This is a genomic window from Peribacillus sp. NPDC097224 (genome assembly GCF_044761985.1).
Taxonomy (GTDB): domain Bacteria; phylum Bacillota; class Bacilli; order Bacillales; family DSM-1321; genus Peribacillus.
Map to the genome: position 1 here is coordinate 92,813 of NZ_JBIWDK010000008.1, position 22,657 is coordinate 115,469.

At 40.6% G+C, this 22,657-nt stretch carries 24 protein-coding genes and 1 pseudogene; 17 read left to right on the forward strand and 8 right to left on the reverse strand.

Annotation, left to right across the window (positions count from 1 at the left end; all coding sequences use genetic code 11):
* Positions 1–10: 10 nt before the first annotated feature.
* Together ACIQXR_RS15875 and ACIQXR_RS15880 are read left to right on the forward strand one after the other, a co-directional pair.
* Entirely contained in the window at positions 11–313 is a 303-nt protein-coding gene (locus ACIQXR_RS15875; protein WP_402874996.1) for an ArsR/SmtB family transcription factor, read from the forward strand.
* Between the two features lie 97 nt (positions 314–410).
* Positions 411–1,424, forward strand: coding sequence for an LLM class flavin-dependent oxidoreductase (locus tag ACIQXR_RS15880; RefSeq protein ID WP_403080364.1), 1,014 nt, complete (start codon positions 411–413; stop codon positions 1,422–1,424).
* A gap of 928 nt (positions 1,425–2,352) precedes the next feature.
* Here the strand turns inward: ACIQXR_RS15880 and ACIQXR_RS15885 are convergent.
* Positions 2,353–3,042, reverse strand: coding sequence for a type 1 glutamine amidotransferase domain-containing protein (locus ACIQXR_RS15885; RefSeq protein ID WP_403080366.1), 690 nt, complete (start codon positions 3,040–3,042; stop codon positions 2,353–2,355).
* A gap of 74 nt (positions 3,043–3,116) precedes the next feature.
* Here ACIQXR_RS15885 and ACIQXR_RS15890 point away from each other — a divergent pair, with 74 nt between their 5' ends.
* A complete protein-coding gene (locus ACIQXR_RS15890) occupies positions 3,117–3,452 on the forward strand; it encodes a MerR family transcriptional regulator (protein WP_403080368.1) in 336 nt (111 codons plus the stop codon).
* A gap of 60 nt (positions 3,453–3,512) precedes the next feature.
* Here the strand turns inward: ACIQXR_RS15890 and ACIQXR_RS15895 are convergent, their stop codons facing one another.
* Together ACIQXR_RS15895 and ACIQXR_RS15900 are read right to left on the reverse strand one after the other, a co-directional pair.
* A complete protein-coding gene (locus ACIQXR_RS15895; protein ID WP_402957193.1) occupies positions 3,513–4,379 on the reverse strand; it encodes an SDR family oxidoreductase in 867 nt (288 codons plus the stop codon).
* Positions 4,380–4,991: 612 nt separating this feature from the next.
* Entirely contained in the window at positions 4,992–5,543 is a 552-nt protein-coding gene (locus tag ACIQXR_RS15900; protein WP_403080370.1) for a GNAT family N-acetyltransferase, read from the reverse strand.
* A 150-nt stretch (positions 5,544–5,693) separates the two neighbouring features.
* Between ACIQXR_RS15900 and ACIQXR_RS15905 the strand changes: the two genes are divergently transcribed.
* Complete coding sequence (locus ACIQXR_RS15905; RefSeq protein ID WP_403080371.1) at positions 5,694–6,185, forward strand: RNA polymerase sigma factor; 492 nt, start codon at positions 5,694–5,696, stop codon at positions 6,183–6,185.
* A gap of 33 nt (positions 6,186–6,218) precedes the next feature.
* Entirely contained in the window at positions 6,219–7,808 is a 1,590-nt protein-coding gene (locus tag ACIQXR_RS15910) for a DUF5643 domain-containing protein (protein ID WP_403080373.1), read from the forward strand.
* Between the two features lie 139 nt (positions 7,809–7,947).
* Here the strand turns inward: ACIQXR_RS15910 and ACIQXR_RS15915 are convergent, their stop codons facing one another.
* Positions 7,948–8,364, reverse strand: a complete 417-nt coding sequence (locus ACIQXR_RS15915) for a hypothetical protein (protein ID WP_402873951.1) — start codon at positions 8,362–8,364, stop codon at positions 7,948–7,950.
* Between the two features lie 256 nt (positions 8,365–8,620).
* Positions 8,621–8,881 (reverse strand): annotated as a pseudogene (locus tag ACIQXR_RS15920) (hypothetical protein); the annotation flags it as partial.
* Between the two features lie 417 nt (positions 8,882–9,298).
* Here ACIQXR_RS15920 and ACIQXR_RS15925 point away from each other — a divergent pair.
* A complete protein-coding gene (locus ACIQXR_RS15925; RefSeq protein WP_402873954.1) occupies positions 9,299–10,399 on the forward strand; it encodes a metallophosphoesterase in 1,101 nt (366 codons plus the stop codon).
* 119 nt (positions 10,400–10,518) lie between these two features.
* On the opposite strand, the gene ACIQXR_RS15930 is transcribed toward ACIQXR_RS15925, so the two are convergent.
* Positions 10,519–11,079: a TetR/AcrR family transcriptional regulator gene (locus tag ACIQXR_RS15930; RefSeq protein ID WP_402873959.1), complete on the reverse strand. Its 561-nt coding sequence runs from the start codon at positions 11,077–11,079 to the stop codon at positions 10,519–10,521.
* 150 nt (positions 11,080–11,229) lie between these two features.
* On the opposite strand from ACIQXR_RS15930, the gene ACIQXR_RS15935 reads away from it, so the two are divergent.
* The 9 genes from ACIQXR_RS15935 to ACIQXR_RS15970 all read left to right on the forward strand — a co-directional run bounded on the left by ACIQXR_RS15935 (position 11,230) and on the right by ACIQXR_RS15970 (position 19,911).
* Positions 11,230–11,988, forward strand: a complete 759-nt coding sequence (locus ACIQXR_RS15935; RefSeq protein WP_402873962.1) for an SDR family oxidoreductase — start codon at positions 11,230–11,232, stop codon at positions 11,986–11,988.
* A 218-nt stretch (positions 11,989–12,206) separates the two neighbouring features.
* On the forward strand, positions 12,207–13,835 hold the full coding sequence (locus tag ACIQXR_RS15940; RefSeq protein ID WP_402873965.1) for a spore germination protein: 1,629 nt from the start codon (positions 12,207–12,209) through the stop codon (positions 13,833–13,835).
* Positions 13,825–15,036: a Ger(x)C family spore germination protein gene (locus ACIQXR_RS15945; RefSeq protein WP_402873968.1), complete on the forward strand. Its 1,212-nt coding sequence runs from the start codon at positions 13,825–13,827 to the stop codon at positions 15,034–15,036. The genes ACIQXR_RS15940 and ACIQXR_RS15945 overlap by 11 nt, the downstream gene beginning before the upstream one ends.
* A gap of 25 nt (positions 15,037–15,061) precedes the next feature.
* A complete protein-coding gene (locus ACIQXR_RS15950; protein ID WP_402873970.1) occupies positions 15,062–16,174 on the forward strand; it encodes a GerAB/ArcD/ProY family transporter in 1,113 nt (370 codons plus the stop codon).
* A 41-nt stretch (positions 16,175–16,215) separates the two neighbouring features.
* Positions 16,216–16,455 carry a YczF family membrane protein gene (locus tag ACIQXR_RS20555; protein ID WP_402987216.1) on the forward strand — a complete coding sequence of 80 codons (240 nt, stop codon included), beginning with the start codon at positions 16,216–16,218 and terminating at the stop codon, positions 16,453–16,455.
* Between the two features lie 166 nt (positions 16,456–16,621).
* Positions 16,622–17,359, forward strand: a complete 738-nt coding sequence (locus ACIQXR_RS15955) for an alpha/beta fold hydrolase (protein WP_403080375.1) — start codon at positions 16,622–16,624, stop codon at positions 17,357–17,359.
* A 4-nt stretch (positions 17,360–17,363) separates the two neighbouring features.
* A complete protein-coding gene (locus tag ACIQXR_RS15960; protein ID WP_403080377.1) occupies positions 17,364–18,596 on the forward strand; it encodes an MFS transporter in 1,233 nt (410 codons plus the stop codon).
* Between the two features lie 316 nt (positions 18,597–18,912).
* Positions 18,913–19,401 carry a GNAT family N-acetyltransferase gene (locus ACIQXR_RS15965; RefSeq protein WP_403080378.1) on the forward strand — a complete coding sequence of 163 codons (489 nt, stop codon included), beginning with the start codon at positions 18,913–18,915 and terminating at the stop codon, positions 19,399–19,401.
* Between the two features lie 24 nt (positions 19,402–19,425).
* Positions 19,426–19,911 carry a hypothetical protein gene (locus tag ACIQXR_RS15970; protein ID WP_402873978.1) on the forward strand — a complete coding sequence of 162 codons (486 nt, stop codon included), beginning with the start codon at positions 19,426–19,428 and terminating at the stop codon, positions 19,909–19,911.
* Positions 19,912–20,024: 113 nt separating this feature from the next.
* Here the strand turns inward: ACIQXR_RS15970 and ACIQXR_RS15975 are convergent, their stop codons facing one another.
* Positions 20,025–20,387: a hypothetical protein gene (locus ACIQXR_RS15975; protein WP_402873981.1), complete on the reverse strand. Its 363-nt coding sequence runs from the start codon at positions 20,385–20,387 to the stop codon at positions 20,025–20,027.
* 72 nt (positions 20,388–20,459) lie between these two features.
* Entirely contained in the window at positions 20,460–20,624 is a 165-nt protein-coding gene (locus tag ACIQXR_RS15980) for a hypothetical protein (RefSeq protein WP_403080380.1), read from the reverse strand.
* A gap of 192 nt (positions 20,625–20,816) precedes the next feature.
* On the opposite strand from ACIQXR_RS15980, the gene ACIQXR_RS15985 reads away from it, so the two are divergent.
* Both ACIQXR_RS15985 and ACIQXR_RS15990 read left to right on the forward strand, forming a co-directional pair.
* A complete protein-coding gene (locus ACIQXR_RS15985) occupies positions 20,817–21,167 on the forward strand; it encodes an avidin-fold protein (RefSeq protein WP_402873986.1) in 351 nt (116 codons plus the stop codon).
* Positions 21,168–21,616: 449 nt separating this feature from the next.
* Positions 21,617–22,648 carry an ABC transporter substrate-binding protein gene (locus ACIQXR_RS15990; protein WP_402873989.1) on the forward strand — a complete coding sequence of 344 codons (1,032 nt, stop codon included), beginning with the start codon at positions 21,617–21,619 and terminating at the stop codon, positions 22,646–22,648.
* Positions 22,649–22,657: the final 9 nt, after the last annotated feature.

The following is a 22,657-nucleotide window of genomic DNA, read 5'->3' on the forward strand; positions in this document are numbered from 1 at the left end:
TAATGAACCCATGGATCATTTACTCATTTTTAAAGCATTATCTAATGAAAAAAGACAGTTAATCTTACAGTGGTTAAAAAATCCTGAAGAAAACTTTATTCATCAACAACATGATGGACAGTTCAATGATGGCGTGTGCGTCGGGAGTATCCAGGAAAAATCGGGTCTCGCACAATCGGTCATCTCCAGTTACCTTGATATGATGCAAAAGGCAGGGCTCTTGGAATCCAAACGGATTGGTAAGTGGACCTATTATCGCCGTAATGAGCAAGTCATCAAGGAATTAGGGGAGTTCATCAAAAAAGAGTTATAGGTAGAATTTCGCGGAAACTCTGCCTATTTTTTTACCATATCATATCTACATATTTAGATATGTTGAAATGAAATTGTTGGAAGAAGGGATAACACACATGAAAAACACGAATAAACAACTTCAAGACCTTTCTTTATCCGTTTTGGATTTAGTGACGGTTTTACAAGGAAAAGTGCCTGCGGATTCCTTTCACAATGGACTTGATCTGGCTAGAAAAGTAGAGGACTTTGGCTACGAACGATATTGGTTGGCAGAGCACCATAATAGCCCAGGTGTCGCAAGTTCGGCCACTTCGCTATTAATCGGTTATATCGCCGGCGGTACAACCAAAATCAGAGTCGGTTCTGGAGGAATCATGCTACCGAACCATGTACCGCTAGTGGTCGCTGAACAATTCGGGACGCTGGAATCGCTCTACCCGGGCAGAATTGATTTAGGCTTGGGACGAGCACCAGGAACGGATCAAATAACAGCACGGGCCCTACGACGGAATGTCGGTGGCTCCGGGGAAGACTTTCCTTCCAATATAGTCGAGTTGCAAAACTATTTAAGCACGAATAAATCCGGTCCAGTCCGGGCGTTTCCTGGAGAAGGCACGAATGTCCCTCTATGGATACTCGGATCGAGTCTATTCAGTGCAAGACTTGCCGGCATGATGGGCTTGCCATATGCGTTTGCGAGCCACTTTGCTCCATCGTATTTAAAGGACGCGCTAAAGCTCTATAAAGATTCCTTCCAACCATCTGAACAGTTAAAGGAACCCTATGCAATCGCCTGCGTGAATGTAGTGGCAGCCGATACGAATGAGGAAGCCGAACGCTTGGCGACTTCCCTGAAATTGTTCTTTCTAAACGTGATCAGGGGAGGGCAGGAACTGTTGAAACCGCCTGTCGAGAACCTGGATACGTACTGGAGTCCATACGAAAAAGCCGCCGTCAATCAGATGTTGGAGTACACATTCGTTGGTGATTCCACTAAAATCAGCCATGAGCTACAAGTATTTCTTGATGAAACGCAAGTGGACGAGATCATGGTCTGCTCACATATTTACGATCACGAAGCACGTGTTCGTTCGTACGAAATCATGTCGCAAATCGTTAAAACTAAATAACGACCTACCCCCGGGTGCACCTGCATCCGGGGGTTTTTCTGTGTTGATGGAGCTTTGGTAGGGGCGGCGTTTGACCGATAAATAGTGGGATTTGACCGATAAACCACGGATATTGACCGATAAATGCTGCAACTTGACCGAGAAACCATCGAAATGGGCCGATATGAAGAAGGTTTATCGAAAAATAGCAAAAAACTCATCAACAAAAGAGACCTAAACTTTGTTGATGAGTCCGATATCGCCGAAAACCCCTCATAATGCGTAATAATCACTGAAAATGCACCTTTTATTATATTAATATAGTAAAAATAACGAACGTATTAAATTCATGGTCGTTATTAAGAACAAAAATAAAAAGTATAGATGCATAAACATGCATAAAATCAGCCGAGCTGTTTTCTTTGTTTCAGTTATCAGACTAGTACAGCGTTTGGGTAAATACCGAATTAGGTAAATAAGGTACTACTTGTCCATTTCTTGTGTAAATACCAAAGGCGAGCATTAGCCTTCATTTTGGTCGTATTTTATATAATTTACCTAAACATACAAAAATAACCATATTTATCATACTATAAATATGAGTGCAATATCTCGAAGATTTTCGAAAAAAGTCATGTTTATTAAAATGCAGAGTAGTGTGTGTGCTTTAATAGTAGGGCTGAGTTGAGATGTATCCCGCCCTAAGGAGAACTACTTAAAAGGCGTTCAAGCTCTTAAAAACGAAGGATTTATTTAGAAGGTAAATGTAATTTAATTTGGACAAACAACCTTGAACAAGCAATCTCTACATCCAATAAAAAAAGAAGAAGCAACCCATGTTCCATCTGGTTACTTCTTCTTTTATAGAAAATGCGAATACATCTATGTCAGTTGTCAGAATAGTGGCTGACACAGGGACGTGATACAGTTGGATTCGAATACCCTACTATTATTGTGCGGATTTTAATAGTTCTATGACCTTTTTCGCAACGGCCGCGCCTGATGCTGGATTTTGTCCAGTGACAACGCGATTATCAGCTACAGCGAATGCTGCCCAGTCATCGCCCTTCACGTAATTGGCTCCTCTATTGACAAGCTCATCTTCTGTTAAGAATGGAACCGTTTTGTCTAGTCCAAGTGCGATTTCTTCCGTATTTGCAAAGCCTGCAACCTTTTTGTCAGCAATTAAATAGTTACCTTCTGCATTTTTAATATTTAATAAGCCTACAGAACCATGGCATACAGCTGAGACGATCCCGCCATTTTCATGGATTGCACTAGCGATACTTTGTAACTTTTCATCTTCAGGGAAATCCCACATTACCCCGTGCCCACCTGTATAATAAATGGCATCATAATCTTTAGGATTAATCTCATCTGCCGATAAAGTAGTGCCTAGTTTCGTTAAGAATTCATTGTTTGAATAATATTTCCAATCCAATTCAGTCATTTGATCGGCTTCCAAGCTGTGTGGATCAATCGGTGTAAACCCACCTTTAGGACTAACGTAATCGATTTTATAGCCTTCTTTTTCCACCTCGTCCACGAAGTGAACGGCTTCTCCCAACCATAATCCTGTTGCACGTTCCTGATTTGGATATTTAGAAACATTAGTGACTACTACTAAGATATTTTTCATTATACATTCTCCTTTTTGTTTGATAGTATTTACCTTAAAGGTTAAACCATACTTTAAGTCAAGGAGGAAGCATTTTGTATTCCATTCAAGAAGCTAGCCGTTTAGCTCAGGTTCCTTCAAGCACTATTCGATATTATGAAAAGATAAACGTACTTCCTCCTATTAAAAGAAATAAACAAGAACATCGTATATTCGATGATAAAGACATAGAAATCCTTAATTTAATAAGATGTTTCCGAAATCTAGGCATGTCGATTGAAGAGATACGAGCAAGCATGTCAACCATACATTTAGAACAAGAAGATATAGATACTAAAGAAATTTTGTTTCAGCATAAGAAAAAATTAGAGGAGCAAATTGGTATTTTGAATGCTTACATTCGTGAAATCGAGAAAAAAATAGTTAATTAAAAGTGCTCCTTGAAAAAACGACCGAAGGCTTTGTGCCCCGGTCGTTTTTGAATCCTGGGATTAAGATGACATCGTAATTCCGCCATTGATATGAATGCATTGTCCTGTAATGTAGGCACCTTCATTCGATGCGAGTAAAACGTAGGCTCCGGCGTGGTCGGCTGGTTGACCTGGGCGGCCGAGTGGTGCCTCGGTGCCGAATTCAGCTACGGATTTTTCATCGAATGTCGCTGGAATAAGTGGAGTCCAGATTGGGCCTGGCGCTACCATGTTGACACGGATTCCTTTACTTGCCACATTCTGTGCGAGGCTTCGAGTGAATCCGACGATTGCACCTTTTGTCGCAGTGTAATCCATCAATGTCGCGTGTCCTCTATAAGGGTTGATGGATGTCGTGTTGATGACCGAATTGCCTTGTTTCATATGTGGAACCGCATATTTGCTCATGTAAAATACGGAATAGATATTGGTGCGGAACGTTTTGTCCCATTGCTCGCCCGTAATATCTTCGATTTTCTCGGTCGGATATTGTACGGCTGCGTTATTGACCAGGATATCTAGTTTACCGAATTCGTCCAATGTTTTTTGAACTAATTCCTTACAATTCGATTCCACGGAAACATCAGCAGGAAGTAGTAGGCATCGCACGCCTTCCGCTTCAATCAGTTTCTTCGTTTCCTCTGCATCGCTATGTTCGTTCAAATAGTTTACGACCACATGGGCACCTTCTTTTGCATACGCGATGGCGACCGCACGTCCGATCCCGCTATCTCCACCTGTAATCAAGGCGACTTGATCTTTTAATTTACCGCTTCCTACATAGTCCGTTGGTTGAATCGGAAGTGGATTCATCTCTGATTCAATTCCAGGCTGTTTGGACTGTGTTTGTCCCGGTTGTCCGTTTTTTTGCTGTTCATAGATATTCAAAAAAATCTCCTCCTCCAAAATAGTAATCTACTAATACTTTAGCCATCGTGGAGGGCGGTTAAACATATAATTCCCAACGGATTAACAGGAAAACGGTTACAAATATCATCGCTGTTTTTTCCTTCTATATAGGGGACGACAAAAAAAAAGCTTCGATTCCCTGTCTGCCCCTGTTATATGACAAGGGTTTAAAGGGTGATGCGTTATTGAGAACGGGAATACACTCCTTTCTCCCATTTCCAGCTGTTTTTCCAGGTCATTAAAGAAAGTGGAAGAAAGCCGATTGAAGGCTTTTCTCCACTATACTCCCTGAAAAATCATGAAGAGCACGAAAACTACGTTCACGGCTATCAAAATCTTACCAAAGGGATTTTTTATGGCCAAAATAGAAAATACAAGCGCTGCCAAGAAAGATCCAAGAGCGAGTTTTGGTGGGAAATAGGCAAAATCTAATAGACTTACCATAGGAAAATATAAAAGGAACATACTAACCAAAATAAAAATCATCGAAAAAAGCAAGGCCATCGACAGATAAATAAAAGTCCTGATTTTCCTCATGTGTCGTTTCTCACTCGTACTATTCACCATTTTCCCCTCCTGATATAACGTGACTTACACCCTCTTCTTCTCCCACTCTTCGGCCAACATCCCATACACGATATGATCCACATAATGGTCATATAACCATTCGGCTTGTCTGATACAGCCTTCATTTACGTACCCCAATCGTTCGGGAATGCTTCTGCTTTTTTTATTGGCGACCGCCGCCCTGATTTCCACCTTGTTCAGGTGCAACTCGTTGAAAGCATAGTCGGTCAATGCCTTGGCCACTTTGGTCATCACTCCATTCCCTTGAAATTCTTCTCCCAGCCAATATCCGATATAGGCTGTTTTGTTTGCCCAATTGATCTGGTTGTACCCGGCTACACCGGCAATTTCCCCCTGATATAAAATGACCGTTGTCATGCTCGCATTATGAGCAAACCCGTTCAAGCAGTGTTGAATATAGGATATTGTATCCTCAATCTTGGTTGTCCTATCCAACCATGGCAGCCATTCTCGTAAATAATTTCTTGATAGGTCCGTTAGCTGGAGAATTTTCTTGGCATCCTTCATTTCTAGCATCTTCAAAGAAACTTCTTCATCAATCTTATGTATAAACATCTCTTTACCTCCTACTTATTTCCTTATTATTGAACTATTTTACTATAAAATGGAGGCAAGGTTGAAAAAAATTTATGAATGAGGGAACTTTATCCATATTTAGATGCTCTACTTATAAAAGGGGAAATTGGAAAGGAGAGACTAGCATTTGTGATCACATCGATTTCGGAAAATAAGGTATTGGAGAAAATTAAGAAACAAGATATGAGCGCTGTGATAGATTGGTTTACTACTAGACAATCAAAGTTTTATAAACTGGGGTGGTCGTATCTGAAGAACCATCAGGATGTGGAGGATGTTTTTCACAATACAATCATGAAGGTGCATGCCAAGATCGGCCAGTTGAAGGAAGACCGATCGTTTGAATCATGGGTCACTTCGATATTCATCAATGAGTGCCGGGCCATTTATCGGAAAAGGAAGCCTAGTGAAATGGAATTCTCACAAGATATGGGGGCGGCTTCTCACTTTCAGGATGAGTTGGAAATGTTGGATGACCTGGACCGCCTGGATGAAAAGTATCGGGAAATGATCATGTTACGGTACCTTCAAGGCTATTCGCAAAAGGAAATAGCCACCATTTTTAAACTACCGGTCGGGACCGTTAAATCCAGAATATATGAATATATAGAGGACTTTTGATGCTGAGAAAAATAATCGAAGGCGGTGACGGAGATGAAGTGTAAAGACGTACAAGCCGATTTACTGGATTATCTGGAAGGCATTCTAGATGAGATGAGAACAAAAGAGATGGAAGAACACATACAGGAATGCGAAGGCTGCCGAATGGAAATGAACGGGTTGAAACAGGTGATTGCGGGCCTTGAGTCAGGAAACGATAGCATAGTAGTTCCGGAGGATTTCATGACTGGGGTTCGCGCTAGGGTTTCCACCACGCAAAAAGGCAGGCGCACGTTTATACCCAACCATCGACTTCGGGTGATGATGGGGATGGCCGCCGTGTTATTCTTACTGGTATTCATGGGGACGGCGGTAGCGACGAATGGCTTTGGAAGTGTGATGGATTGGTGGAAGGATTCAACCAACAAGCAAACTGAGCAGGTGGAAAGCTATATCGAGCAGGGGCTTGGAGAGAAGTTGAACCTTGTGGCTGAAAGTAATGGGGTGAAGGTGACCATTACGAATGTGGTGGCCGATGACATCCAGACGCTGATTTATTATGAAGTGGAAGATAGAAAGAAGGAGAACAAATATGGCATCAATTTCACTGAAGGGCTGAAAATCGCTAATCAAGATCGAGATTGGGACAAGGAAGATGATTCTACGTTTTCACCCATCAATAGTAGTTCGGCCCTCTATTCGGAAAAGGATTATGTGTATAAAGGCGAACTTGGCGCGTTACCGATGTCCGCTGAGGAAGGAACGATTCAACTGGAGCTTACTAAGCTTGAGAAAATGATAAATCAATCATCAGAAGGAGAAGGTTCTGAAGGGATTCCTGGGGGAAGCAATGAGTTCATTGAAGGGAAATGGCATTTTGACATTCCTGTGAAGAAGCATCCAGCCCTCGTATATGCGATTAAAAAGGAAACGAAGATCGAAGGCAATCCCGTTATATTTGATAAAGTGACGATCGCCCCGACTGCGACAATCTTATCCTATCGCTACCGGAACGATAATGATGAGAAAAACATGGAGTACCTTCAAATGGCCAGTATCGAAAGTGACGGAACATTTGTTTATCCAATAATGGGTAGCGGTGGTGGGGGAGGAAGCGCAGCTGGCTGGAATTCAACGGAGGCAACATTTGAATCCCTATATTTCAATCAACCAAAGGAAATCCGTGTTCATATGGGTCCTGCTTCATTCTTTGTAGAGGATTCAGCCCGTTTCGCGATTGACCCTTCAAAAGAGCTCCCACAAACATTTGAATATTTGGGGAGTGGGATTTCCATCGATTCGATAAAGGTCGGTAAGCCTACTGAAGTCGTGATGACCGAAGAACTCAAACCCAAACGGAAATATGAAACGCTTCATTTTCATTTTTATGATAAAGATGGGCAAGGATCATCAGGTAATAGGAGGGATGGCTATTACAGAGATAAAGAGGGGCATACGTATAAAGCAAGCGAGAACTTTCACCGTTTGAACGAATTGGAGCAACCGAGATTCTTCTCGACCAATCATCAAATCGAGCTATCAACGGATGATGGCAAGGAACCTTTTGTCCCCATCGGAATAGAGATTGAGGGGTATTCCATCACTACCTTTTACGATCAAGTGATTGAGATTCCGTTGGATTGAAGTCGCAAGTAAAAGTCTGATACCTGTCAAATCGTATCAGACTTTTATATTTACGGATTTCCCTTTTATATTATGGCTATGTTTAAGTTATTGGTTGATTTAAAAAAGCACATAAAAACCTTTAATAAAGCCTATTGATTTATTCTTCGACCAAAGCTCTGTTAGTGAAGTAAGAAATAACGAAGCCAACTAATCCAAGTAATATTTGGATGATGCTTAATATCAGAAATTGTCCTGTTGGTAAGTACCATTCTCCCACCAACCTAGTTGATATAATGGTACAGAAGAAAAGCAAAGCACCCATAGTGAAGGTCATTATAAATATTATTTTTTCTTTCTTTATAAAACCCCAAATGGAAGCAAAGGCATTTCCCATTCCAAAAATAATCATTCCAAATAAAGCTAGGCTCGTCCAACTATTAAATGGCAATTTACCTATCCACTCAGGTGGGAATGTATCGAAAACTCCTCTTCCTAAAAGCATTGACACACCCATATAAAAAGCGCCTAAAGACAACAATAAATTGTAAAAATTCAAAATTTTTTTTAGTAACATACTTTTAATCCCCTTTCATTCCCACTTTAAATGAACGGCTTTGTTTCTCCGCTAACAATTTTCGTTATCATTCGCTTGGTGAATACTAATACCATACATTAAATCTCCAAAGTTTCCCAACAAAACTTATCAATGATTATCAAAAAAGAGAACCCGTTACTTTAAGCGAGGTACACTTTATGTATCTACCACAGCTTTAGCTTAAAATTAAACCAGTTGAAGATCGCTTCAAATTTTATAAATAATATAGGCTGTGTTAAAGTTCTTGGTTGATTTTGAAAAACTCATAATCATTTGTTGTTTCCTGTTTATAATTTATGACATAGGGGTAAGTCACTAGCCTAAATACCTTTTCACCCGGTAGAGAAATCGGATTACCAAACGGCATTTGGGTAATTAATTTCCAGTTGGTTGGTATATTCCATTCTCCTTTCACTTCGTCATGAATTAGTGGATTATAATGTTGTAAAGATGCCCCTAATCCTGCTTCTTTTAAAGCTGTCCATATTAAAGCTTGAGGACCAAGATATAATCAAAAGGGTTGTGTACCCACAAGTCCCACCGTAAGTAGAGTATTCACTCACTGAATATGGTAAAACGCTTGAGCCCGTTATGAAGTTTTTTGCATGAATGGGGAGTTAATCATCTTAAACACCTTGAAGAAGTCAAAGATTGACTATAACTTGAGGGTCATCTAAATAAGTACTATAGAAAACCCATGACAATTGGTATGGGTTTTCTACTTTGAATCTTTAATAATGAGATTTCATCTCACCAAGCGTACGCTTCTCGCAATCTAGTTAAAAACATTTAAAAGGAATTTTATAGCCATTTGGTGTATGATTCTTACAATTATAATGTAAGCGGTAGCTCATTTGCAGAGGTAAAAAAGTATAAAAAGGAGATTGAAAAATAGAACGTTAGGAGAATTCATATGCTCATCCTTATTTTGATCATCGCCTTGCTGCTTTATGGCGCTCTCGTCTATTATATCGGGTGGCGGGGATATCGCTGGCTCCGTCCGGAATCATCAAGCCGGCGTTTCAAGATACTTTATAGCCTCGTCCTCGTGCTGGCAGCCAGTTCGCTTATTGTCGGCCGCATGTCTGGGCTCACCTTTATAAATATTGTGGGTGCTTATTGGATGGCATGCTTTTATTTGCTGTTACTGCTCGTTCCCCTTGCGCATATTACGGTTATCCTCTTGCGACTCACTCGGCTACCAAGGCACATAACACATAAATGGGCGGGCATCGTCACGATAGGCTTGGTTGTTTTTTTTCTAATATACGGGACATATAACGCATACAGCCCCGTTGTTCGCAACTATGATATCAAGATGGAAAAAGGCTCCTCGACTCTTGATAGCCTTCATATTGCGATGGCGGCAGATACACACTTTGGTCTGCTGTCAGGTAAAAACCACGCGGAGCGTTTGGTTAAGGAAATGAACGCGCTCCAACCAGATATCATCCTGTTGCCAGGCGATCTCTTCGATGACGATATTCAGCCTTTCCTTGATCAAAAAATCGATCAGACATTATCCAACCTCCATGCCCCGTACGGAGTCTATGCATCGCTTGGGAATCACGATAGGCATGATGGTACGATAAAGGAACTAATCGAAGCTTTGGAACAGGGCGGAATCACTATCCTCTATGATGAGATCGTAGACGTTCAAGGGCAATTCACGCTCGTCGGGCGCAAAGACCGAATCGATCACGACAGGCGACCATTAGACTCACTGATGAATGGTGTGAACCTTACAAGACCTACTATATTACTGGACCATCAACCATATGAACTTGATAAAGCACAGCAGGCAGGCGTTGACTTGATGCTGTCAGGTCATACCCATGGCGGGCAGGTCTTTCCAGGCAACCTCATTACTGATGCCATTTATGAAAATGATCGGGGCTACTTGCAAAAGGGACAGATGCATTCGATTGTAACGTCCGGTTTTGGTTTTTGGGGTCCGCCTATCCGGATTGGTACACGCTCCGAAGTCGTTTCGATTCAAATCCAGTTCGAATAGGATAATTTCAGCAACGGCAAATCTTGTTTTTAGCAAAAGGAACCCAGTAACTGAATTCATGGTTACTGGGTTTTCTATTGTGTGAAATCATCTCGTAAAGTTGCAGGTAATTCGTCCATTTATCGATTATTCTTGTTCATACGAAGTAATTGTTCGCTTAAATATTCAGGCGTTTCCTTGAATCCCCTGGATACCCATTCGATGACCATCCCCAAGATGGCGTTGGCCTGATAACTTGCCGTATAATCCGAATGAAAGTCATCTGGATGGAGGATGTTTTCCTCGATGGAATCCTTTAAATAAACGCGGATGATGTCAAATAACGTATAGTAATACATCAGTGGCGCCTTTCTGTTGAAAACAATGGAATAAAAGGTATCGAACGTCTTTACATGATGAAAGATACGGACCATATGTGGTTCTAAATTCGCAATATGATTGTTTGTTAAATGAAAGGGCTCATAATAGGCTTTCTTCAAATCAATCGTGATTTCTTCAAAGTACATTTCAAACAACTCCGGTACATCCTGAAAATGTAAATAAAATGTCCCCCGGTTCACGTTTGCTTCTCTGCAAAGTTCCGCAATCGAGATCTTTTCCAGTGGTTTTTTTTCAAGTAAGGTCAATAAGGCCGTTTGCAAATTCTTCTTTGTTTTGATCACCCGTAAATCTTTTTTCATTGTATTTCTCCTTTAACGGACACATCATCCTAAATCTGTCTATTTATGAACACATTCTACCATTTTTGTCGATTGTACATATTCATTCTTTTCATTATAATTTTTATTGAACAAGTGTTCAATAAAATGGTGTGTAAGGGGGAGTATTTAATGAAATTACAAGATAAAGTAGCAATCGTCACAGGTGCAGCGTCAGGTATGGGGAAAGCCATTGCGGAAGGTTATGCAACTGAAGGGGCGAAAGTAGTGGTTTCGGATATGAACTTAGAAGGTGCAAAAGCTGTTGCTGAAGCGATCGTGGCTGAAGGTGGAACGGCATTTGCAATCGATACGAACGTAACGAAGGCTGAAGATTTAGAGCGCTTATTCGATGAAACGGTAAAAACATACGGCAAACTGGATATTTTAGTGAATAATGCTGGCATCATGGACGGCATGGAGCCTGTCAACGAAATTTCAGATGACCGTTGGGATATGATCTTTGCCGTAAACACGACAGCTGTCATGAAATCCATGCGCATCGCGACAAAACTATTCCTAGAGCAAGGGCACGGAGTCATCGTGAATAACATTTCTGCGGGCGGCCTACATGGCGGACGAGCAGGTGCAGCTTACACAGCTTCTAAACATGCGGTGGTCGGTTTAACTAAAAACACGGCATTCATGTTCGCTGACAAAAACATTCGTTGCAATGGCATCGCACCAGGTGCTGTCTTGACGAACATCACTTCATCGATGACTAGCGTTTCTGAAGTGGGTGTAGCTCGTCAAGGGTTGGGAATGGCCCTTAACCCGCGTGTCGGCCAAGCAGAAGAAATTGCTAAATTGGCTATCTTCTTAGGATCCGAAGATGCTAGCTTCATCAATGGACAAGTCGTTACAGCTGATGGCGGTTGGACAACTTATTAATCCAAACCTTATATTGAAGATTTTAATTTGATACGGTATACCTAAAAGCACCTCAAAACCTAGCGGTTTTGAGGTGCTTTTTTATTTCATAAATAGTAAATAGGGTTGAATTTCCATGGGTAGCGGGAGACAAAAGTTTGTCCTTCTTACCGGGGAGAGCCTTGCATAAATGGGTACATTCACGAACAGAATAGGAAAAGAAAAGGAAGGTCGGTGCCATGTTTTCATTTATAAAAGGAAAGCCTGATTCGGGAAATGCTGAAAAGAATAACGGTCAAGATCCTTCTAGTGCTAAATTAAAAGACTATTTGGAGATGACATTGAAAGCGAATCTTGAAGTTTTGAAGAAGAAAACGGGGAACAGTTCGGATATCGTGATTCGATCATTATCTGAAAAAAATTTCAAGGTGAAAATTGCCATTGTATATATTAAAGGTTTAATTGACACTCAAACTTTACATGATTTCTTAATAGAGTCCATTCTTAATAATCCTGTGTTACACGAAAAGTCCATTCCTAAAGAGGCTTTACAGTTTATTGGCGAAGAGGTTATTGCTCTTGGAGAGATTAAAGAAGTTGTTGATTGGGATTCTTTATTCACGGACCTGATGTCAGGCAACACCATCATTTTTATAGATGGGGTAAGGGAAGCTCTCAGTGCCAGCACGCAGGGTGGAGAGAGACGTTCCATTCAGGAATCGACTACAAGTATTGCTATTCGTGGTTCAAAAGAGTCCTTTACGGAATCCATTGAGACTAATATAGCAATGGTTCGTAGAATAATTAATACTCCAGATTTGTGGAGTGAGTCCATGAAGATAGGTAAAACAACGAAAACGGATGTATCGTTATTGTACATAAATGGTATTGCAAAAAAGGAAATCATTGAAGAAGTGCGTACCCGATTAAAAAGGATTAACATCGATGGCATTCTTGAATCTGGATATATCGAACAGTTAATTGAAGATGAGACAAAAACGACGTTTCCGACCATCAACCATACAGACCGGCCAGATAAGATTGCAGGTAATCTACTTGAAGGGAAAATTGCCATATTTGTTAATGGGACGCCCTTCGTATTGCTTGTTCCCGCCTTATTTAATGATTTTTTTCAATCTGTTGAAGATTATTATGAACGGTTTGACATTTCTACGGCGATTCGCTTTTTACGTATCGCCATCTTCTTTATTTCTCTTGTAGGACCAGCAGTCTATATCGCTGCTACCACCTCCCATCAGGAGATGCTTCCAACAAAGTTGGTCATAATCATTGCGGCACAACGTGAATCGGTCCCATTTCCGGCATTTCTCGAAGCGCTCATCATGGAAATAACCTTTGAAATTTTAAGAGAAGCAGGCCTACGCATGCCTAAAGCGATAGGTTCGACTATCTCTATCGTAGGGGCGCTTGTCATTGGGCAGGCAGCTGTACAGGCAGGCATAGTCTCACCGGCAATGGTCATTGTCGTTTCAATAACAGCCATTGCCAGCTTCGCAACACCTTCGTATGAAGTGGCTATATCTGCACGTATGATCAGATTTGTATACATGTTAAGTGCCGCGGTATTCGGTTTCTATGGAATCACCCTTGCCTTTATCGTCCTAATTGTTCACTTATGCAGCCTGCGCTCATTCGGTGTCCCTTATATGTCTCCGTTGGCCCCATTCATAAAGGATGAAGTCGGAGATACGATTTTCCGTAGGCCACTTTGGGCTTACAAAAAGAAACCAAGATTAATGAGCGAATCTACTAATACTGGACAAGGTGAAACTCAGAAACCTAAGCCCCCAGGACCTCGCAACATGGTGAATTCTACCGTAAGAAAAGGTGGTCGCAATGAACCATAAATCAATTTTTCTTTATATGATGATGATAATCCCCATTTTCCTATCAGGGTGTTGGAACCAGAAGGAGTTAAACGACCTAGCCATCATTTCTGCTATGGCGATTGATAAGAATGATGATGGAACCTATACCAAGACGATACAAATAATCAATCCAGGTAACGTAGCAGGAGGGCTCCAGGGCGGTGGGGGCGGACAAAGTCCTGCTGTTTCCGTATACAGTGCTAAGGGGCATAGTACGCTGGAGGCTCATTTCAACGCAACATCGAAAGTCTCTCGTAGGCTCTATCATGCTCATGCAAATCTACTAGTCATCAGTGAAGAACTGGCAAAGGAAGAAGGAATTTCAACCATTTTAGATGCTTTTGAAAGGGATCCAGAAATCAGAGCCACATTAAAACTTGTGATTGCCCATGATACAAAAGCGGGGGATTTGCTTAAAACGTTGACGGCCATAGATAAAATTCCTGCAGAGAAAGTGAACGGCACATTAAAAATTACTGAATTAACAAAAGGAGAGCATTTGGAGGTTTCCATTCAGGAATTCATTTCTGTACTTACTGCCGATGGAAGGGAACCGGTCCTCAGCGGCTTTCGAATGAAAGGGAAGGTCAAACAGGGCAAAGATATGACGAATGTTCAAAAGTCGGAGCTCGATACAACACTGGAAGCGCACGGGCTAGCCATTTTTAGAGACGGGAAGTTAATTGATTGGTATCAGGGCGAAACCTCCCGAGGTGTTGTTTGGATACTGGACAGAATTAAAGAAACCGATGTTGAACTGGATTGGAGAGGGAATAAAAATAGCCTTGTCTATAATGTTATCCGTCAAAAAGTTAAAGTCACTGCTGACACGAAGAAGGACCTCCCTGTCATTACGGTACGAATCCGGGCGGAAGGAGATATTCGCGAAGTAAGGACACCCATCAATCTAAATGATCCTTCTATAATTTTGGAATTGGAAAAAGTAGTGAGAAAAGAAATCAAAAAGGAGCTAGAAAAGACAGTTAAGAAGACTCAACTAAATAAAACGGATATTTTCGGATTCGGCGAAGTGGTTCATCGGTCCGACCCAAAGCAATGGGAAGGTATGAAAAGTAAGTGGAATGAAGCTTACTTCCCGAAATTGACCGTAAAGGTTGAGGTAGAAGCTTTTATCAGGCGGAGTGGGTTAAGAAAAAATTCGTATCTTTCAGATATGTAAAGTCTAAAATGGGATGTGGATTTTATTGGAAAAGGCAAAGATCAGTACACATCAGCTGTTCGTGCTTATTGTCTTGTTTGAACTTGGCAGTGCGATATTGGTCCCCCTCGCGGTTGAAGCGAAACAGAATGCTTGGCTGGCTATACTAATTGGACTGTCAGGCGGGTTATGCTTATTTTTGATATATTATGCTCTTTTTTCGTACTATCCAGATATTCCTTTGACCGAATATCTGCAAAAAATACTAGGTAGCTTTGTAGGGAAAATATTGGCTTTCCTTTACATCCTTTACTTTATTTATATTTCGGCTAGAGTCCTGAGGGATTTTGGGGAACTTTTGATCACGGTCTTCTTTCCAGAAAGTCCATTATTTATTATGAATGCACTGATGATCATAGTCGTCGTGTATACAATTAGAAAAGGGATCGAGGTCCTGGCCCGAACTGGAGAATTGATTTTTATTATTATCGCTTTACTCGGCATCAGCGGCTTCATACTAATTAGTATTTCTGGAAGTATGCATATTTCTAACTTGCAACCTGTATTGGAAGAAGGATTAAGGCCAGTCCTAAAAACCGCTTTTACTACTCTATACTTTCCATTCGGTGAAATTATTGTATTCACCATGATTTTTCCCTTTTTGAACAAGCCCGAAAAGGTGATGAAAACAGGATTATACGGACTAGGGTTAAGTGGCATGATTCTGGCACTGATCATGACAATAAATATCAGTGTACTCGGTGTGAGTCTACTTTCACGCACGCAGTTTCCCCTTCTTTCTACTATCCAGACCATAGAGCTAGCTGGGTTTTTAGAAAGATTGGATGTTACTTTTATGCTATCCTCCGTTTTTGCAGGCTTCTTTAAGCTAGGTGTTTTTTTCTATGCATCTGTGGAAGGTACCACTAATTTGTTCCAGATCAAAGAATCTTCTGTATTGGTTTATCCAATGGGGTTCATCGTCTTACTACTATCGATATTAATTGCCAGCAACTTTTCAGAACATGTATATAAAGGACTAGAGGTTGCTCCTTTGTATATCCATCTTCCCTTTCAGTTGGTTATTCCTCTTTTCCTTCTGCTCATTGCTTTTATCAAGAATAGGAAAGGGAAGGATGAAGGAATGAATGTGAACTGATAAATCGGTGGGACCAAAATCTATGGGGAGCGTGTTAAGGCTTGAAAGTATTAGGAATCTCTATTTTGATATTTGTATGCTTGATTTTGTTTTCGTTAGGAATAGATATGCTCATAGGCTTTGATGTGCCCACTTCCATTATAGACACGTTTAATCCTTTTCTTGTCATGGAGGTAGAGGAAGTGGTTCTTTTCTTTCTTTTTATTATCTATATAGTTTGCATTTCTACTCTAGCCATTTATCGAAACCGTAAAAAGAAGCAAGGAACAACAAAAGATTAAATACAAAAAACATAGCGCAAAACTCTTGGCTTTATTGATTAAGGACTTTGGGAGGCGTGATTATAGGGGTTTGCTACCCAACCCCTTTTATCTGAATATTATGTAAAAATATGTATGATTAATAGTATAATAAATGAAAACTTATAGAATGATTGGAGAGATGGGGATGATCTTACATACAAGCATTTCAGGCGAAGGGTTCCCGCTTGTATTGATTCATTCAGGCGGTATGACGGGATTAACGGAGTATGAAGAACAAAGCGATTATTTTTCAGAGAGGAATTTCAAAGTAATTCGTCCTGATTTAAGGGGGCATGGTCAATCGGAGGGTCCGATTGATCATTATTTCAGTCATTGCGCAGACGACATCCATGACACATTGAAGGCATTGCGGATTGAAAAGTGCCATATTGCCGGAGTGTCCCTTGGGGGCATAGCCGCTTTATTATTTGCTAAGAAATATCCCGAGCAAGTGTCATCCTTAACCTTCTCCGGAATTTTCCCCATTGAGCCGGATAATTGGAAGGAGCTTTCGAAACAGGAAGCAGCGCATCACGAACAACTATTTGAAAATGAAGAAGTGGTTTCGATTTTGGATGGAATGCATGGAAACAATGACTGGAAAGCGTTACTCCGCTCTTTTCAAGGAGACGATTTTTATCCGTTCGACGAAACGGGCGATGTTTCTAACCTTGCTGTTCCAGCTTTGTGTATGGTCGGCGAAGCAGAGAAAAACGAAATTTCAGCGGCCGTAACCTATAAGCAATTGAATTCGGATATCCACGTTTCCATCATTCCATTCGCGGGACATTTGGTACATAGAGACCAGCCTGAATTATATTCACGAACGCTACATACTTTTATAGAGTCACTGGATAACAATTCTTCGATAGTAAAGGGGTGAGTGAATGAAGAGTTGGAAGAACCCCATACTATTACTATCAGGAATAGGGGTTTCGTATCTAGGAAACTGGATTTACTTAATTGCCCTTAATGTTTCCATCTTGAACTTGACCGGTTCAGCGGCAGCGGTGGCTGGACTGTATATGATCAGGCCATTAGCGACTTTGATCACGAATACCTGGTCGGGGAGTGTCATTGATCGGGTCAATAAACGCCGGTTGATGATGTCCATTGATGTCGTAAGAGGGATCTTGATATTCTTGATTCCTTTTATCGGGTCATTATGGTCTATCTATGCGGTGCTTTTATTGATCAATATTGTGGGCGCCTTTTTTGGCCCAAGTTCATCGGTCTACATAACGAAGCTCGTTCCTCTTGAACAGCGAAAACGTTTTAACTCCATCATGAGTTTGACCAGTTCAGGTGCGTTCTTATTGGGACCCGCCATTTCAGGAATCCTCATTATGTCGGTAGGGACCGATTTATGTATTGTGATCAATGCCATAACGTTCTTCGTTTGTGCTTTTTTCATCTACCTTCTTCCGGATGTGGACGGAGATTTAGGAAAAGCGGAAAGAGCCCCCGTTTCCTTGAAAACGCTCCTGAGCGATTGGAAAGCGGTCAGGGAATTCACGAAGGGAGCCAAGTTCTTCATAACGGTATACATCTTGTTTCAAGGGGGCGTGCTCATCGGTTATGCCTTGGATTCACAAGAAGTCACCTTCATTAAACAGCATTTGGAATTGACGGATAAAGAGTATGGCTTCATTACAAGTCTCACGGGTGCTGGGGCATTGGGAGGTGCGGCCGTTGCGGCTGCGGTATCCAAGAAACTGCCACTTCGATACTTTGTAGGAGGGGGATTGTTCCTGTCAACAATCGGATACCTGTTATTTTATGCATCCGTGGACTTTATAACGGCGACATCCGCCTTCGTGTTTTTAGGTTTCGTCATGTCCTTTGCGAACGCGGGATACGCCACATTTTTCCAAAATAATGTACCGGTTGCGATTATGGGGAGATTTGGCAGCATGGCAGAAATGGTTCAAGGCATCGTACAAATTGTTTTGACGTTGTTACTCGGGTTAATGGCCGACTGGTTTTCGTTGCAAATGGTTTGTATCGGCTTTTGCCTATTAGGAATTGTACTGGCCGGGGCCCTTTGCCTGACCATATTCATCCCTTCTAAAGCACAATATTTTGAAGAAAAGGAAGAAATAATGACGGGGAATCTATGACTCTAGGATAGGAAAATCTTCTTCAAAATTTTTATGCCCCACCAAAGAAATACTGTCAATAACGCACTTTCACATATACTTAAACCACATACAAATAAGAGTCTTCCAAAATCTTCAAGATCATTGAAGCCATAGAGTGGAAGTTCCCAATTCTTAAAGATATTATGATAGCCGATTATAGCAAGTATTATAGGAAACAAAAACCAATAAAACTGATGGATACGTTTAGGCAAATGTAGTTCCATTTCCGTAACCTCGTTTGAGTCATTTTACATGAAAATCCGGTAGGGACCAAGTAAAAACAGGGAGTCGGTATATGATGAAGATCAGAAAAGCCACAAGTGAGGACATGGAGTCAGTGTATATGATGGGGTACGATGTTTGGGGAGAAAAGATGCCTTCTGACGAATATATAACGATGTGTAACCAATCTAGTAAGTACAAGAAGGGCACATGGTATGTTTTAGAAAATCCAGAAACAAAAGAGGTAATAAGTTCTCTTATCGTATACGAACTACCTTCATCAGAAGGTAGAACCAGTAGAGGAATTGGATCAATTGCCACCCCCTTTACATTAAGGAATAGAGGCTACGCGTCTGCCCTGATCCAACAAGTCATACAGGAGTTAGAGCGAAATGAAAAGTGCACGGATTTTTTCCTGTATAGCGATATCGGAATGGAATTCTATAACAAGTTGAAATTTATTGAGTTGCCACCTGCTAGGCAAAAATATAAGGATAGCATATGTATGTACTACTCAAAAGAAAATGATAGAGATCCTTTTGAAATCCCGGATTACTTTTAAAAAACAATTTAAGGAGGAGGTTATATGAATAATAAGAAAAGGTATATGATAGCTTCGGTGTTCTTGACGATTCTCATTGTCTTCATATGGGCGAATCCCTTTAAAAAGGAGATTTGGGATACGAATGCAAAGCTGCTCGAAGATAAGATCCTGACGATGGAGATACCGGACGAACCTGTGAATTTGACGGAGTTTACTCCATTTGAATGGGATAAAGTCTATTCATTTCCCGCGTATTATACAAAAGAAGATGTGTATGAGACGGTCGGATATAAGTGGGATAGAATTAAGGAAACGGTCAACGAGGGCATGAATCAAATCGTGTTCATGAAAGAGGGGGAAGTCGTTTGTTACATATATGGCTACCCAAGCAATAATAAATTCGGCATTTCCTTTAATCACGGAGAGTATAGTTATGGCGATACCGTATTATATGCAAAGGATAACGAAGTATTTACGGTGGTTAAAAAAGAAGACGTAACCTATTTGAACTTTGAGGGTGAAGAGTGAGTGAACCATCGGGGTCGCTTACATTCCGCCAATTTTTTAATCTTGGCTATGTATGAGATAGTTTGACATTTTCAAGAAATGAGTAACTTTAAAAAAGTTACCCATCCAACTAGTTAAGCTTTATTCTTATATGTATTTGCTAACTTCATAGTGAAAAATTGAGGAATTAAATTCACAAGAGCAACAAATATAAGTAATTGATATGGAGTAAGTGGTTTAAAATAGCCACCCCAATGTTCGTTTCCTGCCATTTCACTGATAAAATAAAACGATATGATTGCAGATACTGTATTACCTGAAATAATAGGGATTGAGTTACTATATAATTTGCCGAAAAAGGCAAGAATCGAAGTTGTTACAATCATTAATAAATAGCCAAGCATGGAACGGTTATTAAAGTCTTGGTACATCGAAAAATAGACAAATGGGAAACAATATAAACAAACTATTAAGAAGCCAACTACTATTTTTCTCACATCTTCACCTCTGGTTATAATTATTGTACAAGCATTTCTTCCTTTCTAAGATATCAAACATTCGAACATCATTTACTGCTTACTCTTCCAATCATCATAAAAATCTTTAAGTGTTGAATGGATGGCATGTAGGGCAATCAAGATTAAGTAGAGCATCATGACCGTAGCAATTTCCCCTGTAAAAAAAGCAATAATGGCGATACCCATTATCCAAAAGTAAAACATCATCTTATTCATGTACAAACCTCTTTCTATCCTTTATAACCAAATTTTAACATAATGCTAGAGGGGATAGATGGGCTTGTAAGGAAATGAACGTTGATTAAACAATTTTATATCGATATAAATATTGATTGATTAGGAGAGCAAAAATTATTTGGGTCTGGCAGTACACAGGTCAAGAGGACAAACAAAAAGGAGCCTTTATTTATGATTAATTACGATGGACGTACTTTTGTATCGACTGATAATACAGCAAACGGAGAGGTTTCTTCAAAAACCATTTTTGACTATCATCAAGAAGGGAATATTCTTTTCGCCACCTATAGCGGAGGGGACATCCTAAAAGGGACCATGATCGGAATTGTACAGGAAAATGGCTGCATCCAGTTTAGGTATAACCATGTAAATGTTCAGCAGGAGATCAGAGGCGGGCAATGCTTTTCCACACCTGAGTTCCTATCTGATGGGAGAATCCGATTGCAGGAAAAGTGGAAGTGGTCAGATCGTGATCAGAGTGAGGGGGAATCGATTGTTGAAGAAGTGACCTGCCCACAGTGATTCCTGTTGGTGAATGAATGCTGCACCATTCTGTATCCTGTCTAATCTAAATTAAATAGCGAATTATCTTTACATAAAATATGGGTAAAAAGAAAGAACTTTCAGAAAATGATTGACATTTTTTGAAAAAGTAAATATATTAAACCTATAAACTTTATTGGAATTAAATGAATTGGCTTACTGGTTAACCGGAGGCCCCTACGTTCACCACATGGTGAAAATGGGGGCCTCTTTTGTTTAAGAAAGGGGGGATTTGCGTTTCAGATATATACATATTGATCCAATGCAAGGAGCTCTAATGGGAAGAATCTTCAAAGGGATGTTCATGTGGTCCCTGAATCATAATTGAATAGTGTGGCTGACTAGACTTCTGGAGGCCTTCGTTTAATTGGAAAATTAATCGAGGGTCTTTTGTGTTTAAGAGCCCCGTAAATAAAGGAGAGTAAAAAATGAAAATGACTCGACAGGCCTTATTTTTAGTATGGATTGGTGCATTACTTGTGATAGTTGGTTGTTCTTCAGGGAAAGCAGTGGAGAAAAACCAGGATGGCTATGAAAAAGTGGAACTGAAGTATCAGGGATATGCTGGATCGGTACTCTATCCAGAACTGGCGGAGGATTTAGGTTATTTAGATCCGATTAAGTTAGATTGGGTGGGAAATGTGAATGGCGGACCTCAGGATATTCAAACGGCCGCGACGGGTCAAACGGATTTCGGTGGCGCCTTTAATGGAGCCATCATCAAATTGAAATCAAGCGGCGCCCCCATTAAATCGGTCATTGGCTATTATGGGAGTGATGAAGACACCTTCGTCGGCTTTTATACATTAGAAGGCAGCCCGATAAAAGATGCACGTGATTTAATCGGTAAAAAAGTCGGGGTAAATACGCTTGGAGCCCATCTTGAATTGGTTCTAAAGGAATATTTAAAGAAAAATGGCCTCACGGATGATGAAATCAAACAGGTTACGTTAGTGGTGGTGCCAACGGGGAATGGTGAACAAACATTACGCCAAAAGCAAATCGATGTCGTGGCTTTAAATGGAGCGGCACGTGACAGGGCACTGGATAATGGAGGCATCAGTAAATTATTTAGTGATTATGATCTATTTGGAACCTTTACGGCAGGAAGTTATGTCTTTACGGATAAGTTCATAAAGGAAAACCCGAATACCGTGAAAAAATTCGTGGAAGCAACTGCAAAAGCGATTGAATGGTCACGTACAACACCTCGTGAAGAAGTGATTGCCCGTTTTGAATCGATCATAGAGAAACGAGGTAGAAAAGAAGATTCGGAAACGGTTCAATATTGGAAAAGTCCGGGTGTTGCCGCAAAAGGTGGCTATATAAAAGAATCCGAATTCCAAGTATGGGCGGATTGGCTAGAAGCCAACGGGGAAATCAAAAAGGGCCAAGTGAAGTTGGATGACTTATATACGAATGAATATAATCCATATACGAAAGAGCTTGAAACTAAATGAATGGGGTGT

What these genes read in the sequence shown, in the direction of transcription:
- ACIQXR_RS15915 (WP_402873951.1), bottom strand. Translation starts at nt 8,364, where the DNA reads ATGTTACTAAAAAAAATTTTGAATTTTTACAATTTATTGTTGTCTTTA.
- ACIQXR_RS15980 (WP_403080380.1), bottom strand. Translation starts at nt 20,624, where the DNA reads ATGAATAAGATGATGTTTTACTTTTGGATAATGGGTATCGCCATTATT.
- ACIQXR_RS15960 (WP_403080377.1), top strand. Translation starts at nt 17,364, where the DNA reads ATGAAGAGTTGGAAGAACCCCATACTATTACTATCAGGAATAGGGGTT.
- ACIQXR_RS15925 (WP_402873954.1), top strand. Translation starts at nt 9,299, where the DNA reads ATGCTCATCCTTATTTTGATCATCGCCTTGCTGCTTTATGGCGCTCTC.
- ACIQXR_RS15875 (WP_402874996.1), top strand. Translation starts at nt 11, where the DNA reads ATGGATCATTTACTCATTTTTAAAGCATTATCTAATGAAAAAAGACAG.
- ACIQXR_RS15965 (WP_403080378.1), top strand. Translation starts at nt 18,913, where the DNA reads ATGATGAAGATCAGAAAAGCCACAAGTGAGGACATGGAGTCAGTGTAT.
- ACIQXR_RS15885 (WP_403080366.1), bottom strand. Translation starts at nt 3,042, where the DNA reads ATGAAAAATATCTTAGTAGTAGTCACTAATGTTTCTAAATATCCAAAT.
- ACIQXR_RS15945 (WP_402873968.1), top strand. Translation starts at nt 13,825, where the DNA reads ATGAACCATAAATCAATTTTTCTTTATATGATGATGATAATCCCCATT.
- ACIQXR_RS15930 (WP_402873959.1), bottom strand. Translation starts at nt 11,079, where the DNA reads ATGAAAAAAGATTTACGGGTGATCAAAACAAAGAAGAATTTGCAAACG.
- ACIQXR_RS15880 (WP_403080364.1), top strand. Translation starts at nt 411, where the DNA reads ATGAAAAACACGAATAAACAACTTCAAGACCTTTCTTTATCCGTTTTG.
- ACIQXR_RS15955 (WP_403080375.1), top strand. Translation starts at nt 16,622, where the DNA reads ATGATCTTACATACAAGCATTTCAGGCGAAGGGTTCCCGCTTGTATTG.
- ACIQXR_RS15940 (WP_402873965.1), top strand. Translation starts at nt 12,207, where the DNA reads ATGTTTTCATTTATAAAAGGAAAGCCTGATTCGGGAAATGCTGAAAAG.
- ACIQXR_RS15935 (WP_402873962.1), top strand. Translation starts at nt 11,230, where the DNA reads ATGAAATTACAAGATAAAGTAGCAATCGTCACAGGTGCAGCGTCAGGT.
- ACIQXR_RS15970 (WP_402873978.1), top strand. Translation starts at nt 19,426, where the DNA reads ATGAATAATAAGAAAAGGTATATGATAGCTTCGGTGTTCTTGACGATT.
- ACIQXR_RS15910 (WP_403080373.1), top strand. Translation starts at nt 6,219, where the DNA reads ATGAAGTGTAAAGACGTACAAGCCGATTTACTGGATTATCTGGAAGGC.
- ACIQXR_RS15985 (WP_402873986.1), top strand. Translation starts at nt 20,817, where the DNA reads ATGATTAATTACGATGGACGTACTTTTGTATCGACTGATAATACAGCA.
- ACIQXR_RS15900 (WP_403080370.1), bottom strand. Translation starts at nt 5,543, where the DNA reads ATGTTTATACATAAGATTGATGAAGAAGTTTCTTTGAAGATGCTAGAA.
- ACIQXR_RS15990 (WP_402873989.1), top strand. Translation starts at nt 21,617, where the DNA reads ATGAAAATGACTCGACAGGCCTTATTTTTAGTATGGATTGGTGCATTA.